The organism is Variovorax sp. V118, from assembly GCF_041154445.1.
Taxonomy (GTDB): Bacteria; Pseudomonadota; Gammaproteobacteria; order Burkholderiales; family Burkholderiaceae_C; genus Variovorax; species Variovorax boronicumulans.
This window is the reverse complement of record NZ_AP028663.1, coordinates 4,252,856-4,267,498: the sequence shown is the minus strand read 5'-3', so window position 1 is coordinate 4,267,498 and position 14,643 is coordinate 4,252,856. Positions and strand designations below refer to the sequence as shown.

Annotated in this window: 12 protein-coding genes; 7 read left to right on the top strand and 5 right to left on the bottom strand. The window is 69.5% G+C overall.

Features of this window, described 5'->3' with window-relative positions; translation table 11 throughout:
- Positions 1–6 precede the first annotated feature (6 nt).
- The 7 genes from cheY (at position 7) to ACAM52_RS19750 (ending at position 8,330) form a co-directional block, all read left to right on the top strand.
- Complete coding sequence (gene cheY, locus ACAM52_RS19780; protein ID WP_056582361.1) at positions 7–399, top strand: chemotaxis response regulator CheY; 393 nt, start codon at positions 7–9, stop codon at positions 397–399.
- A complete protein-coding gene (gene cheZ / locus ACAM52_RS19775) occupies positions 396–1,040 on the top strand; it encodes a protein phosphatase CheZ (RefSeq protein ID WP_369644384.1) in 645 nt (214 codons plus the stop codon). The genes cheY and cheZ overlap by 4 nt, the downstream gene beginning before the upstream one ends.
- A gap of 134 nt (positions 1,041–1,174) precedes the next feature.
- The gene (gene flhB / locus ACAM52_RS19770; RefSeq protein ID WP_095744088.1) at positions 1,175–2,317 is read left to right on the top strand and encodes a flagellar biosynthesis protein FlhB; all 1,143 of its coding nucleotides are present in this window, start codon (positions 1,175–1,177) and stop codon (positions 2,315–2,317) included.
- Positions 2,314–4,422 carry a flagellar biosynthesis protein FlhA gene (flhA, locus tag ACAM52_RS19765; protein WP_159274400.1) on the top strand — a complete coding sequence of 703 codons (2,109 nt, stop codon included), beginning with the start codon at positions 2,314–2,316 and terminating at the stop codon, positions 4,420–4,422. The genes flhB and flhA overlap by 4 nt, the downstream gene beginning before the upstream one ends.
- Positions 4,419–6,761 (top strand): flagellar biosynthesis protein FlhF, encoded by a 2,343-nt coding sequence (gene flhF, locus ACAM52_RS19760; RefSeq protein ID WP_369644383.1) that lies wholly within the window; start codon positions 4,419–4,421, stop codon positions 6,759–6,761. The genes flhA and flhF overlap by 4 nt, the downstream gene beginning before the upstream one ends.
- A gap of 5 nt (positions 6,762–6,766) precedes the next feature.
- Positions 6,767–7,570 (top strand): MinD/ParA family protein, encoded by an 804-nt coding sequence (locus tag ACAM52_RS19755; protein WP_369644382.1) that lies wholly within the window; start codon positions 6,767–6,769, stop codon positions 7,568–7,570.
- Positions 7,571–7,595: 25 nt separating this feature from the next.
- The gene (locus tag ACAM52_RS19750; RefSeq protein WP_070061574.1) at positions 7,596–8,330 is read left to right on the top strand and encodes an RNA polymerase sigma factor FliA; all 735 of its coding nucleotides are present in this window, start codon (positions 7,596–7,598) and stop codon (positions 8,328–8,330) included.
- 6 nt (positions 8,331–8,336) lie between these two features.
- On the opposite strand, the gene ACAM52_RS19745 is transcribed toward ACAM52_RS19750, so the two are convergent.
- The 5 genes from ACAM52_RS19745 to ACAM52_RS19725 are packed head-to-tail and all read right to left on the bottom strand — an operon-like array spanning position 8,337 to position 14,642.
- Positions 8,337–9,200: an oxaloacetate decarboxylase gene (locus tag ACAM52_RS19745; protein ID WP_369644381.1), complete on the bottom strand. Its 864-nt coding sequence runs from the start codon at positions 9,198–9,200 to the stop codon at positions 8,337–8,339.
- Between the two features lie 29 nt (positions 9,201–9,229).
- The gene (gene prpF, locus ACAM52_RS19740) at positions 9,230–10,420 is read right to left on the bottom strand and encodes a 2-methylaconitate cis-trans isomerase PrpF (RefSeq protein WP_369644380.1); all 1,191 of its coding nucleotides are present in this window, start codon (positions 10,418–10,420) and stop codon (positions 9,230–9,232) included.
- Positions 10,421–10,422: 2 nt separating this feature from the next.
- Positions 10,423–13,017, bottom strand: coding sequence for a Fe/S-dependent 2-methylisocitrate dehydratase AcnD (gene acnD / locus ACAM52_RS19735; protein ID WP_369644379.1), 2,595 nt, complete (start codon positions 13,015–13,017; stop codon positions 10,423–10,425).
- 60 nt (positions 13,018–13,077) lie between these two features.
- Positions 13,078–14,235 (bottom strand): 2-methylcitrate synthase, encoded by a 1,158-nt coding sequence (gene prpC, locus ACAM52_RS19730; RefSeq protein ID WP_369644378.1) that lies wholly within the window; start codon positions 14,233–14,235, stop codon positions 13,078–13,080.
- A complete protein-coding gene (locus tag ACAM52_RS19725; RefSeq protein ID WP_369644377.1) occupies positions 14,232–14,642 on the bottom strand; it encodes an acyl-CoA thioesterase in 411 nt (136 codons plus the stop codon). Before ACAM52_RS19725 ends, prpC begins: the two co-directional genes overlap by 4 nt.
- Between the last annotated feature and the right edge of the window lies 1 nt (position 14,643).

Here is a 14,643-nt window from a genome sequence, read left to right as displayed (position 1 = left end):
AAAATCGTGATCGACAAGAGCATCAAGATCCTGGTGGTGGATGACTTCCCGACCATGCGGCGCATCGTGCGCAACCTGTTGAAGGAGCTGGAGTTCCTCAACGTCGACGAGGCCGAGGACGGCGTGGCCGGCCTGGAGAAGCTGCGCGGCGGCAGCTTCGGCTTCGTGGTGTCCGACTGGAACATGCCCAACATGGACGGCCTGACCATGCTGCAGACCATCCGCGCCGACCCCGAGCTGAAGACGCTGCCGGTGCTGATGGTCACGGCCGAGGCCAAGAAGGAAAACATCGTCGCGGCCGCGCAGGCCGGCGCCAACGGCTATGTGGTGAAGCCCTTCACCGCGGCGACGCTGGAAGAGAAGATCACCAAGATCTTCGAGAAGCTGGCCAAGGCATGAGCCAGGACACCGCCGGCGCGGCAGACGCCATCAACAACACCACCGAGGAACTGCTGGGCCGCATCGGCCACCTCACGCGCCAGCTGCGCGAAGGCCTGCGCGAGCTGGGCCTGGACAAGCAGGTGGCCAAGGCCGCGCAGGCCATTCCCGATGCGCGCGACCGCCTCAACTACGTGGCGGCCACCACCGAGCGCGCGGCGCACCGCGCGCTCAACGCCATCGACGTGGCGCAGCCGCTGCAGGAAGCCCTGGCCACCGATGCCAAGGCCCTGACGCAGCGCTGGGACCAGTGGTTCGAGAACCCGATCGAACTCGACCAGGCGCGCGAGCTCGTGCTGGACACGCGCGGCTACCTGAACGACGTGCCCCAGCGCGCCAGCGCCATCAACACGCAGCTCATGGAGATCCTGATGGCGCAGGACTTCCAGGACCTCACCGGCCAGGTCATCAAGAAGATGATGGAAGTCGTCAACGACGTCGAGACGCAGCTGCTGCAGGTGCTGATCGACAACTCGCCGCCCGAGAAGCGCCACGAGGCCGTGCAGAGCCTGCAGAACGGGCCGCAGGTCAAGCCCGGCAACCCCGACGCCGTGACCGACCAGGCGCAGGTCGACGACCTGCTCGAAAGCCTCGGTTTCTGAGCCGCTTGCAGGCCGGTTGATTGGCCGAATTGCAGGGCGATACCGGCCCTGATCGGCAGATTGTTCCGCACCACCGGATCCAATAATTTGGGTCTGGGCAAGGCGTACTTCGCCAGTGCTGGTTCGGAGCATGAATGGCTGAGGAAAGCGATCTCGAGAAAACGGAACCCGCCTCCGAGCGGCGCCTGGAGAAGGCGCGCGAGGAAGGCAACGTGGCCCGTTCGCGCGAGCTCACCACCTTCGTCATGCTCGCCACCGCGAGCGCCGGCCTGTGGCTGGCGGCCGAGTCGCTCGGCGCGAGCCTGAGCGGCGCGCTGCGCCGCGGCCTGCAGTTCGAACGCGCCAGCGCCTTCGACCCTGCGCACATGCTCTCGCAGAGCGGGCTCATGGTGCTGCATGCACTCATGGCCATCGGGCCGCTGTTCGCCATGATGGTCGTGGCCGCCGTGGCGGCGCCGCTGATGCTCGGCGGCTGGATGTTCTCCGGCAAGGCCGTTGCACCGAATTTCGGCAAGCTCAACCCCCTGGCCGGCATCGGCCGCATGGTCTCGGCGCAGGCGCTGGCCGAACTCGTGAAGGCGCTGGCCAAGTCGGCGCTCATCGGCGGCGTGGCGTGGTGGGTCATCGTGGACGACATCGAGGCCGTGATGGCGCTCATGTCGCAGCCCGCGCACGAGGCGCTGCCGCATGCGCTGGTGCTGGTGGCCAAGCACTGCGCGCTGATCGCCGCCACGCTCTTCCTCGTCGCGCTCGTCGACGTGCCGTTCCAGCTGTGGAACTACTACCGCAAGCTGCGCATGTCGCGCGAGGACGTGCGCCAGGAGCACAAGGAAAGCGAAGGCGATCCGCACATCAAGGCGCAGATCCGCCGGCAACAGCAGCAGATGGCACGCCGCCGCATGATGGCCGAGGTGCCCAAGGCCGACATCGTGCTCACCAACCCGACGCACTTCGCCGTCGCGCTGCAGTACCTGGACAGCGACATGCGCGCGCCCCGCGTGGTCGCCAAGGGCACCGAGCTGGTGGCCGCGCGCATCCGCGAGATGGCCAAGGAGCACAAGGTCGCGATCCTCGAAGCGCCGCCGCTCACACGCGCGCTCTACCGCCACACGAAGCTGGGCGAGGAGATTCCGGCCGGGCTGTACACGGCCGTGGCCGAGGTGCTGGCCTGGGTGTACCAGCTCAAGCGCTGGAACAGCGAAGGCGGCGAGGCGCCGCGCACGCCGACCGACCTGCCGGTGCCGGCCGACCTGCAGTATTCGCCGGCGGTGGCATGAACGGATTGAACGACCTGATGCGCCTGCCGGCGCGGATCTTTTCCGGCTCGCAGTTCAAGGGCCTGGCGGGCCCGATCCTCATCATCCTCATCCTGAGCATGATGGTGCTGCCGCTGCCGCCCTTCCTGCTCGACCTGCTGTTCACCTTCAACATCGCGCTGTCGGTGATGGTGCTGCTGGTGAGCATGTACACCATGAAGGCGCTGGACTTCGCGGCCTTCCCGGCGGTGCTGCTGTTCTCGACGCTGCTGCGCCTGTCGCTCAACGTGGCCTCCACGCGCGTGGTGCTCATGCACGGCCACACCGGGCCCGACGCGGCCGGCAAGGTGATCGAGGCTTTCGGCCACTTCCTGGTGGGCGGCAACTTCGCGGTGGGCGTGATGGTGTTTATCATCCTCGTGCTCATCAACTTCATGGTGATCACCAAGGGCGCGGGCCGCATCGCCGAGGTGGGGGCGCGCTTCATGCTCGACGCCATGCCGGGCAAGCAGATGGCGATCGACGCCGACCTCAACGCCGGCCTGATCGGCGAAGAGATCGCCCGCAAGCGCCGCGCCGAGGTGGCGCAGGAGGCCGACTTCTACGGCTCGATGGACGGCGCCAGCAAGTTCGTGCGCGGTGACGCGATCGCGGGCCTGCTCATCATGGTGATCAACATCATCGGCGGGCTGGTGGTCGGCATGCTGCAGCACGGGCTCGACTTCTCCACGGCCGGCAAGACCTACACGCTGCTGGCCATCGGCGACGGCCTGGTCGCGCAGATTCCGGCGCTGGTGATCTCCACCGCGGCCGGCGTGATCGTCTCGCGCGTGACCACCGACGAGGACGTGGGCAGCCAGCTCACGGGCCAGCTCTTTTCCAATCCGCAGGTGCTGTTCCTCACGGCCGGCATCGTCGGCCTGCTGGGCATGATCCCCGGCATGCCGAACCTGGCCTTCCTGCTGATCGCGGGTGGCCTGGTGTGGCTCGGCAAGCGGCTGGTGCAGCGCAAGCCGCAGGCGGCCGCGCAGCAGGCCGCCGCGGCCGCCGCCACGCAAGGGGCGGGCGTGCCGGCCTCGGCCGAGCAGGCCGAAGCCACCTGGGACGACGTGGCCATGGTCGATCCGCTGGGCATGCAGGTCGGCTACCGGCTGATCCCGCTGGTGGACCAGTCGCAGCAGGGCGAGCTGCTGGGCCGCATCAAGAGCATCCGAAAGAAGATCGCGCAGGAGCTGGGCTTCCTGGTGCCGGTGGTCCACATCCGCGACAACCTGGAGATCAAGCCCAACGCCTACGTCATCAGCCTGAAGGACGTGGAGATCGGCCGCGGCGAAGCTTTTCCCAACCAGTGGATGGCGATCAATCCCGGCCAGGTGACGGGCACGCTGACGGGCACGCCCACGCGCGACCCGGCCTTCGGCCTGGAGGCCACCTGGATCGACGCCAGCCTGCGCCAGCAGGCGCAGGTGTACGGCTACACCGTGGTCGATGCCTGCACCGTGATGGCCACGCACCTGAACCACCTGATCCACACCCACGCGGCCGAGCTGCTGGGCCGCCAGGAAGTGCAGCAGCTGCTCGACCAGATCGCCAAGACCGCGCCCAAGCTCACCGAAGACCTGGTGCCCAAGGTGCTGTCGCTGAGCACGCTGCACAAGGTGCTGCAGAACCTGCTCGACGAAGAGGTGCCGATCCGCGACATGCGCACCATCCTCGATGTGATGGCCGAGCACGCGCCCACGGTGAAAGACCCGACCGAGCTCACCACGCTCACGCGCCTGGCGCTGGGCCGCGCCATCACGCAGCAGCTGTTCCCGGGCGACGAGGAGATGCAGGTGATCGGCCTGGACGGCTCGCTCGACAGCGTGCTGCAGCAGGCCCTGAACAACAGCAGCGGCATCGAGCCGGGCATTGCCGACAACCTGCTCAAGCAGGCCCAGGCCGCCATGGTGCGCCAGGAGCAGATGGGGCTGGCGCCGGTGCTGGTCGTGCAGCACGCGCTGCGCGTGCTGCTGTCGCGCTTCTTGCGGCGCAGCCTGCCGCAGCTCAAGGTGCTCTCGCACGCCGAGATCCCTGACGCCCGGACCATCAAGATCACCGCCGCCATTGGAGGACGAGCCGTTTGAATCCACAGACCGACGTGCGCACCACCGCACGCAAATTCGTCGCCGCCACCGGCCGCGAGGCCCTGCGCCTGGTGCGCGAATCGCTCGGCGCCGAGGCCATCGTGCTCACGCACCGCGCCACCGCGCAGGGCGTCGAAATCGTCGCCATGGCCGAGGGCGATGTGCAGCAGACCGTGCAGGCCGCGGTGCCCGCAGTCGCACTTGCCACGGCCGCACCCGCCGACCCCACCGTGCTCAGCGAACTCCATTCGATGCGCGGCATGATCGAGGAACAGCTCGCCAGCGTGGTCTGGAGCGACAGCCAGCGCCGCGACCCGGTGCGCGGTCGCCTGCTGCGCACGCTGCTGGGCGCCGGCTTCAGCGCACGGCTGTCGAAGGCCATGCTCGAGAAGCTGCCCACGGGCCAGAGCTACGCCGACGGCATGGCCTTCGTGCGCTCCGAGCTCGTGCGCGCGGTGCCGGTGCATGAAGACGAAGACGCGCTGTTCGCCCAGGGCGGCGTCTACGCCTTGATGGGCCCGACCGGCGTCGGCAAGACCACCACCACCGCCAAGCTGGCGGCGCGCTGCGTGATGCGCTTCGGCGCCGACAAGCTCGCGCTCGTCACCACCGACAGCTACCGCATCGGCGCCTACGAGCAGCTGCGCATCTACGGCCAGATCCTCAACGTGCCGGTGCATGCCGTGAAGGATGCGGCCGACCTGCAGCTGGTGCTGCACGACCTGCGCGACCGGCACATGGTGCTCATCGACACCGTCGGCATGAGCCAGCGCGACCGCGCCGTGCCCGAGCAGATCGCCATGCTCGGCAGCAGCCAGCGGCCGGTGAAGCGGCTGCTGCTGCTCAACGCCACCAGCCACGGCGACACGCTCAACGAGGTGGTGCACGCCTACCGCCAGGGCCATGCGCTGGCGGGCTGCATCTTCACCAAGGTCGACGAGGCCACGCACCCGGGCGCGCTGATCGACACCGTGATCCGCCACCGCCTGCCGGTGCACTACATCTCGGGCGGCCAGAAGGTGCCCGAGAACCTGCTGCGCGCCGACCGCGTGCAGCTGGTGGACAGCGTGTTCCAGCCGCGCCAGCACAGCCCGCTCTTCGTGCCGGCCGAGGCCGACCTGCCGGCCGAGGCCGACCTGCCGGACGAGGCCGCGCCTTCGCCACAGGCGCAGGGCGAGACCGATCGCCTGCGCTTGCGCTACCAGAGCCTGATCCGTGCGATGGCGCACGACGCGCAGGAACTGGCGACCACGGCTGGTGCGCTGGTCGGCGCGCACATCGGCTTCGATGGCGCGCGCACGCTGTGGCGCCAGGCCGGTGACGAAGCCGTCGATGCCAAGGCTGTGCTGCATGAGCTGTCGACGTTTGCGCGCGGCGAGCTGGTTTCGGGCTGTGACACCTACGCCCTCGCACTGGCCGGGCAAGTCGGCCTGCGCGCGACCGACAGCGGCGACGCCTACGTGTGCCACGGCAGCCTGCTGCTGTCAGACCGCAGCGGCCTGCCGCTGGCGGCGCCGAACCAGTGGCTCTCGACCGCAGCGGCGCGCCAGTCGGCGGCACCGGGCCAGCGTCAGGCGCAGTGGCTGCAGCAACAGGATTTCGGCAAGCGCCTCGTGCATGTGCTGGGCAAGCCGCCCGCGGTCGAACAGATGCTGGCGTGGCAGGCCGAGGGCTCGAAGTGGCTGGCGCGCGCGCCCGGCGGCACGGCCGTGACGGACGTGCACACCGGCGCCGCGACCACGCTCACGCGCCTGGCCTTCGCGTTCGACGACACGACCGAACGGCCCGTGCGCTATCGCGGCAAGGCCGCGCTGCAATGCGAAGCGCAGGTCGAGGTGCTGCCACGTAACGCCATCGATCGCGACACCCTGCCCACGCTGCGCTGCGTGGCCGTGCGCGTGGTCGATGCGCGCAGCCGCAAGCTGCTGTCGCACACCTGCGTGCTCACCAACCTGGGCGACGAAGTCGGCGCACCGCAGCTCGCGCAATGGCAGGGCTGGGCCGCCGATGCCGAGCCGTGCTTCCGCCTGCTGCGCGACGGCGTGCAGCTCGTGGGCGGCATGGGCGAGCCCGGCGATCCGCACATGATGAAGCGCCTGCTCGTCGCCGGCCAGGTCACGACCACCGTGTGGCGCCTGCTGCAGGCCGAAGGCGAGTGGGCCGACCGCACGCGCCTGCTGCTGGGCCAGCTCACGGGACGCGCCACGCGCGCCGGCCGCGCGCTGACGGGCGGCGCGCTGTACGCGGGCGTGGGCAAGCTGTTCCTGCTGCTCGATGCGCTGGGCACCGAATCGGCCGCGCCCGCGCAAGCGCCGCGCGCGCTGGAACGCCAAGGCTGAAGGTCATGAGCGCACGCGTCACGGACCAGGCCGATGGGCTGCGCCGGCTGCTCGGGCAGGCGCCGGTGCGCGTCGTCGCCGTCGCGGGCATGGGCCCCGGCGCGGGCGCGACCACGGCCGCGATGAGTCTGGGCGCGGCGCTGGCGCAGCAAGGCAAGGATGTGCTGCTGCTTGATGAACATCACCCGAAGGGACGCTCGGTGTGCGATGTGTGGGCGCTGGCCCCTCGCGGCACGCTGGCCGATGTGGCGAGTCGGCGGTTGCGCATCGACCAGGCTGCTGCGAGCGCTTTGTGCGGCGTGCAGGTGTTGCCCGCATCGCCCGGCGCGACCGTCGACCCGCGCACGCTGTGGCCGCGCGGCATCGTGCTCGTCGATGCGGTTTTCGACGACGAAGGCCGCCTGTCGCCGTTGGCGGAAAGCGCCGACGAACTGCTGCTGGTGCTGCAGCCGCACCCGGCGGCCATCACCTCGGCCTACGCGGGCATCAAGCGCCTGCACAGCGCGCATGCACTGAAGCAGCTGCGCTTCCTGCTCAACGGCGTGGCCGATGCGGGCACCGCGCAGCAGGTCATGCACAACCTCGCGCAGGCCGCCAGTCGCTACCTCGCGCTGTCGCTGCTGCCCGTGGGCTGGGTGCGCACCGACCCTTGGCTGGCTGATGCGGCGCGGCTGCGCCAGACCGTGGTCGAGGCCTTTCCGGCCAGCGCGGCGGCGGTCGATTTCCGTGCCATCGCCGACGAGATGGGCCGCTGGACCTGGCGCACGCCCGCGCGGCCGGCCGTGTTCCCGCAGGCGCTCGCGGCCTGAGACACAACCACGAGGACGGACGGCCGTGTACACCGCACAGGGCACCATCGAGAAATCGCATCTGCTGGAACAGCACCAGCCGCTGGTGCGCCGCATCGCGCTGCAGATGATGGCGCGGCTGCCGGCCAGCGTGGAGCTGGACGACCTGATCCAGGCCGGCATGCTCGGCCTGCTCGATGCGTCGAGCCGCTACCAGGACCACCGCGGCGCGCAGTTCGAGACCTTCGTCAGCCAGCGCATCCGCGGTGCCATGCTCGACGAGCTGCGCGCCAGCGACTGGGGCTCGCGCGGGCTGCGCCAGTCGGCGCGCGGCATCGAGAAGGCGATCCAGGCACTGGGCCACCGGCTGGGCCGCGCGCCCACCGAAGGCGAGATCGCGAAGGAGTTGAAGGTCGACCTGGACACCTACCAGTCGATGCTGCAGGACATCCAGGGCTGCCAGCTTCTGTACGTGGAAGACTTCGCCAAGGGCGACCCCGACAACCCCTTTCTCGACCTGCATGCGCAAGAGGCGCGCAAGGGGCGCGGCGACTTCGACGACCCGCTGGCGCGCCTGCTCGAAAGCGGTTTTCGCCACCAGCTGGTGGACGCCATTGGCGCGCTGCCCGAACGCGACCAGCTGCTGCTCAAGCTCTACTACGAGGAAGAGCTGAACCTGCGCGAGATCGGCGCGGTGCTCGAGGTGAGCCAGTCGCGCGTGTGCCAGCTGCACGGCCAGGCGGTGAGCCGGCTGCGTGCGAAGCTGAAGGATTCTCTGTAGAGAAACTCAGCTGGCGTAACGCGCGTCGAGCGCATCGAGCTCGGGCTTGCGCACCAGCCGCTGCCGTTCGGCGAAGGGCGCGACCAGCGACGGGTCTTCGTCCATGCGCCGCGTGTCGCGCAGCACCGTGAGCGCCTTCTGCATGCCGGCCAGCGCGCCCTGCAGCGCGGCGTTGGCGTACAGCACGATGCCGTAGCCGAGGCCGCCGAGTTCCTCGGCGCCGAAGATCGGCGTCTTGCCGCCGATCACCATGTTCATGAGCTGCGGCTTCGCCAACCGCTGCGGCAGTGTGCGGATCTCGTCGGCCGTGGTGACAGCCTCGACGAACAGGATGTCGGCGCCGGCCTCGCTGAACTTCTGCGCACGCTCGATCGCGGCCTCGAAGCCCAGCGTGGCCGCAGCGTCGGTGCGGGCCATGATGAGCAGGTCGGGGTCGGTGCGGGCATCGACAGCGGCCTTGATCTTGTTGACGGCTTCCTCGGTGGAGATCACCTCCTTGCCCGAGAAATGGCCGCAGCGCTTGGGCGCGACCTGGTCCTCGAACTGGATGCAGTCGGCGCCCGCGCGCTCCAGCACGCGCACCGTGTGGCGCACGTTCAGCGCGTTGCCGAAGCCGGTGTCGGCATCGACGATCAGCGGCAGGTTCACCGCGTCGCGGATGCGCGCCGTGTGGTCGGCGATCTCGTGCAGGCCCATGAAGCCCTGGTCGGGCAGGCCGAACCACATGTTGGTGACGCCCGCGCCGGTGACGTAAATCGCTTCGAAGCCCAGGTCTTCGATGACGCGCGCCGACAGCGCGTTGAAGGCGCCCGGCACCAGCACGCCGCGGCGGGCCTCGGCCAGGGAACGGAGGGTCTTGCGAGTCGACATCGGGATTTCCTGTGAATGAATCTGAAAGCTCAAAGGGTGTCGCCGGGCACACGGACCCAGCCTTCCATGAGGACACGCGCGCTGCGGCTCATCACCGCCTTGGTCACCTGCCATTCGCCATCGACCTGGCTGGCCTGCGCGCCCACGCGCAAGGTGCCCGAGGGGTGGCCGAAGCGCACGGCCTCGCGCGCGCCGCCGCCGGCCGCGAGGTTCACCAGCGTGCCGGGAATGGCAGCGGCCGTGCCGATGGCCACCGCTGCCGTGCCCATCATGGCGTGGTGCAGCTTGCCCATCGACAGCGCGCGCACGAGCAGGTCGATGTCGCCGGCCGTCACGGCCTTGCCGCTCGATGCGGTGTAGCCGGCAGGCTTCGCCACGAAGGCGACTTTGGGCGTGTGCTGGCGGCTGGCCGCTTCGTCGAGCGTGCGGATGAGGCCCATGCGCAGTGCGCCGTGCGCGCGGATGGCCTCGAAGCGGGCGAGCGCGGCGGCGTCGCCGTTGATCGCGTCCTGCAGCTCGGTGCCCGTGTAGCCGAGCGCTTCGGCGTTCACGAAGACGGTGGGGATGCCGGCGTTGATCATCGTGGCCTGCAGCGTGCCGAGGCCGGGCACCTCGAGGTCATCGACGAGATTTCCGGTAGGGAACATCGCGCCGCCCGCGCCGTCTTCTTCTGCGGCGGGGTCCATGAATTCGAGCTGTACCTCGGCCGCGGGAAAGGTCACGCCGTCGAGTTCGAAGTCGCCGGTCTCCTGCACCGCGCCGCCGGTCATCGGCACGTGCGCGACGATGGTCTTGCCGATGTTGGCCTGCCAGATGCGAACGACGGCCACGCCATCGCGCGGCACGCGTGCCGCATCGATGAGGCCGTTGCTGATCGCGAACGGGCCCACGGCCGACGAGAGGTTTCCGCAGTTGCCGCTCCAGTCGACGAAGGGCCGGTCGATCGACACCTGGCCGAACAGGTAGTCGACGTCGTGGCCGGGCCGTTCGCTCTTCGACAGGATCACGGTCTTGCTCGTGCTCGACGTCGCGGCGCCCATGCCGTCGATCTGCTTGCCGTAGGGGTCGGGGCTGCCGATCACGCGCAGCAGCAGCGCGTCGCGCGCCGGGCCCGGCACCTGCGCGGCCTCGGGCAGGTCCTGCAGGCGGAAGAAAACGCCCTTGCTGGTGCCGCCGCGCATGTACGTGGCGGGGATCTTGATCTGCGGGGTGTGCGGCATCGTCAGTCGGCTTTCGTGGCGGCGAGGAAGTCCTGCGCGAAACGCTGCAGCACCCCGCCGGCTTCGTAGATGGAGACCTCTTCGGCGGTGTCGAGGCGGCAGGTCATGGGCACGTCGAGCCGTTCGCCATTCTGTCGGTGCACGACCAGCACGAGGTCGGCGCGCGGGGTGCGCGCGCCGGTCACATCGTACGTTTCGGTGCCGTCCAGGCCCAGCGTGAGGCGGTTGGTGCCGGGCTTGAATTCGAGCGGCAGCACGCCCATGCCGATGAGGTTGGTGCGGTGGATGCGCTCGAAGCCTTCCGCCGCGATCGCTTCCACACCGGCCAGCCGCACGCCCTTGGCGGCCCAGTCGCGCGAGGAGCCCTGGCCGTAGTCGGCGCCGGCCACGATGATCAGCGGCTGCTTGCGCAGCATGTAGGTCTCGATGGCCTCCCACATGCGCATCACCTCGCCCTCGGGCTCGACGCGCGCCAGCGATCCGGCGCGCACCGTGCCGTCGGCCTTGCGCACCATCTCGTTCTTCAGCGCGGGGTTGGCGAAGGTGGCACGCTGCGCCGTGAGGTGGTCGCCTCGGTGGGTGGCGTAGGAGTTGAAGTCGTCCTCGGGCAGGCCCATGCGCTGCAGGTACTGGCCGGCCGCGCTGTCCAGCAGGATCGCGTTCGACGGCGACAGGTGATCGGTCGTGATGTTGTCCGGCAGGATCGCCAGCGGGCGCATGCCCGTGAGCGTGCGTTCGCCGGCCAAGGCGCCTTCCCAGTAGGGCGGGCGGCGGATGTAGGTGGAGGCGGGGCGCCAGTCGTACAGCGGCGCGACCTGCTCGCCCGTGTCGGGCTGGATCGCGAACATCGGCTCGTACACCTGCCGGAAGTGCGCGGGCTTCACGCTGGCCTTCACGATGGCGTCGATTTCTTCGTCGCTGGGCCAGAGGTCCTTCAGGCGGATCTCGCGGCCGTCGACGACGGTGAGCACGTCCTTCTCGATGTCGAAGCGCACCGTGCCCGCGATGGCGTAGGCCACCACCAGCGGCGGCGAGGCCAGGAAGGCCTGCTTCGCGTACGGGTGGATGCGGCCGTCGAAGTTGCGGTTGCCCGAGAGCACGGCGGTGGCGTACAGGTCGCGATCGACGATCTCCTGCTGGATGGCCGGATCGAGCGCGCCCGACATGCCGTTGCACGAGGTGCAGGCATAGGCGACCACGCCGAAGCCCAGCTGTTCGAGCTCGCGCATCAGGCCCGCATCTTCCAGGTACAGCGTGACCGCTTTCGAGCCCGGTGCCAGCGAGGTCTTGACCCACGGCTTGCGCGTGAGGCCCACGCGGTTGGCGTTGCGCGCGAGCAGGCCCGCCGCGATCACGTTGCGCGGGTTGCTGGTGTTGGTGCAGCTGGTGATGGCCGCGATGATCACCGCGCCGTCGGGCATCTGGCCGGGCACGGCGTCCCACGGGGCGGCGATGCCGCGCGCCGCGAGGTCGGCGGTGGCCACGCGCGCATGCGGGTTCGACGGGCCGGCCATGTTGCGCACGACCGTCGAGAGGTCGAAGTGCAGCACGCGCTCGTACTCGACTTCGCTCAGCGTGTCGGCCCACAGGCCCGCCTGCTTCGCATAGACCTCGACCAGGCGCACCTGCTCGTCGGCGCGGCCCGTGAGGCGCAGGTAGTCGAGCGTCTGCGTATCGATGGCGAACATCGCGGCGGTGGCGCCGTACTCGGGCGCCATGTTGGAGATGGTCGCGCGGTCGCCCAGCGTGAGGCTGGCGGCGCCTTCGCCGTGGAACTCGAGGTAGGCGCCCACCACCTTCGCCGCGCGCAGGAACTCGGTGAGCGCGAGCACGACATCGGTGGCCGTGATGCCCGGCTGCGGCCGGCCCGCCAGGCGCACGCCGACGATGTCGGGCAGCCGCATCCACGAGGCGCGGCCGAGCATCACGTTCTCGGCCTCGAGCCCGCCCACGCCGACCGCGACCACGCCCAGTGCATCGACGTGCGGCGTGTGGCTGTCGGTGCCGACCAGCGTGTCGGGGTAGGCCACGCCGTCCTGCGCATGCACGACGGGCGACATCCGCTCCAGGTTGATCTGGTGCATGATCCCGTTCCCCGGCGGGATCACCTCCATGTTGCGGAAGGCCCGCTTCGTCCATTCGATGAAGTGAAAGCGGTCTTCGTTGCGCCGGTCCTCGATGGCGCGGTTCTTCGCGAAGGCATCGGGGTCGAAGCCGCCGCACTCCACCGCCAGCGAATGGTCGACGATGAGCTGCACCGGCACCACGGGGTTCACCTGCGACGGGTCGCCGCCCTGTTCGGCGATGGCGTCGCGCAGGCCGGCCAGGTCGACCAGCGCGGTCTGGCCGAGGATGTCGTGGCAGACCACGCGCGCGGGGAACCACGGAAAGTCATGGTCGCGCCGGCGCTCGATGAGCTGCGTGAGGCTCTGCACGAGGATCGCCGGATCGCAGCGGCGCACGAGGTTCTCGGCATGCACGCGCGCGGTGTAGGGCATCGGGGCCCAGGCGCCGGCCTGGATGGCTTCGACGGCTTCGCGCGCATCGAAGTAGTCCAGCGCGGTGCCGGGGAGGTTCTTGCGGTAGTCGGTGTTCATGGGGCGCTTGTCGCTCGGCAACCGCGCGCAGGCACGGGTGCTTTTCTTCTTCTCGTGTTTTTACTTCCGATCCTGGATCGGCGCGAACTTCAGGTCTTCGGGGCCTGTGTAGTTGGCGCTCGGCCGGATGATCTTGTTGTCGATGCGCTGCTCGATGATGTGGGCCGCCCAGCCCGAGGTGCGCGCAATGACGAACAGCGGCGTGAACATGGCCGTGGGCACGCCCATCATGTGGTAGCTCACGGCGCTGAACCAGTCGAGGTTGGGGAACATCTGCTTCACGTCCCACATCACGGCCTCGAGCCGCTCGGCAATGTCGAACATCTTGGTCGAGCCGGCCTCCTGCGACAGCGTGCGCGCCACGCCCTTGATGACCACGTTGCGCGGATCGCTCACGGTGTAGACCGGGTGGCCGAAGCCGATCACGACCTCCTTGGCGGCGACGCGGCGGCGGATGTCGGCCTCGGCCTCGTCGGGTGCGTCGTAGCGCTTCTGGATCTCGAAGGCCACCTCGTTCGCGCCGCCGTGCTTGGGGCCGCGCAGCGCGCCGATGGCGCCGGTGATGGCCGAGTACACATCGGAGCCCGTGCCCGCGACCACGCGCGCCGTGAAGGTGGAGGCGTTGAACTCGTGCTCGGCATACAGGTTGAGCGAGGTGTGCATCGCACGCTCCCACTGCGCACTGGGCTTGCGCCCGTGCAGCAGGTGCAGGAAGTGCGCGCCGATGGAGTCGTCGTCGGTCTCGACCTCGATGCGCCGGCCTTGGGTCGACCAGTGGTACCAGTACAGCAGCATCGAGCCGAGCGAGGCCATGAGGCGGTCGGCGATGTCGCGCGCGCCGGGCAGGTTGTGGTCTTCCTTCTCGGGCAGCAGGCAGCCCAGCGACGAGACGCCGGTGCGCATCACGTCCATCGGGTGCGCGCTGGCGGGCAGCTGTTCCAGCGCCTCCTTCAGGCTCGCGGGCAGGCCGCGCATGGCCTTCAGCTTGGCCTTGTAGGCGCGCAGCTCGGCGGCCGTGGGCAGCTTGCCGTGCACCAGCAGGTGCGCGATTTCCTCGAACTCGCAGACCTCGGCGATCTCCAGGATGTCGTAGCCGCGGTAGTGCAGGTCGTTGCCGGTGCGGCCCACGGTGCACAGGGCGGTGTTGCCGGCGGTCACGCCCGACAGGGCGACGGATTTCTTGGGCTTGAAGCCGGTGGGGGTGGCGGTGTCGTTCATGCGGGTTCCTTGTCTGTGGGCGCGGGGTGCAGGTAGGTGTTGCGCAGGCGCGCCGGACGGCCGCGGCCGTCGACGGCCACCATCTCGAACAGGCCTTTCAGCGAAGGGCGGGCTTCGCCGTCGGGCGGCTCGGCCGCGCCGGTGACGCAGACCGTGAGCGAGCTGCGTCCGGCGCGCGTCACCCAGGCCCGCAGGCGCAGCACGTGGCCGACGGGCACGGGTGCGAGGAACTGCGCGTCGCCCAGGCTGGCCATCACCACGTCGGACTTCGCGAAGGCGCGCGCAGCGAGGAAGGCGGCCTTGGACATCAGCAGCAGGGCGTTGCCGCCGAACAGCGTGCCGTAGTGGTTGGCGTGCTCGGGGAACACGATGTCGGTCAGCTCGATGGCGGCGGATCGTTGGGTCATG

Coding starts and splice junctions, on each gene's coding strand:
- ACAM52_RS19745 (WP_369644381.1), bottom strand. CDS start 9,200: ATGTCGACTCGCAAGACCCTCCGTTCCCTGGCCGAGGCCCGCCGCGGC.
- ACAM52_RS19755 (WP_369644382.1), top strand. CDS start 6,767: ATGAGCGCACGCGTCACGGACCAGGCCGATGGGCTGCGCCGGCTGCTC.
- acnD (WP_369644379.1), bottom strand. CDS start 13,017: ATGAACACCGACTACCGCAAGAACCTCCCCGGCACCGCGCTGGACTAC.
- prpF (WP_369644380.1), bottom strand. CDS start 10,420: ATGCCGCACACCCCGCAGATCAAGATCCCCGCCACGTACATGCGCGGC.
- prpC (WP_369644378.1), bottom strand. CDS start 14,235: ATGAACGACACCGCCACCCCCACCGGCTTCAAGCCCAAGAAATCCGTC.
- flhB (WP_095744088.1), top strand. CDS start 1,175: ATGGCTGAGGAAAGCGATCTCGAGAAAACGGAACCCGCCTCCGAGCGG.
- ACAM52_RS19725 (WP_369644377.1), bottom strand. CDS start 14,642: ATGACCCAACGATCCGCCGCCATCGAGCTGACCGACATCGTGTTCCCC.
- cheZ (WP_369644384.1), top strand. CDS start 396: ATGAGCCAGGACACCGCCGGCGCGGCAGACGCCATCAACAACACCACC.
- flhA (WP_159274400.1), top strand. CDS start 2,314: ATGAACGGATTGAACGACCTGATGCGCCTGCCGGCGCGGATCTTTTCC.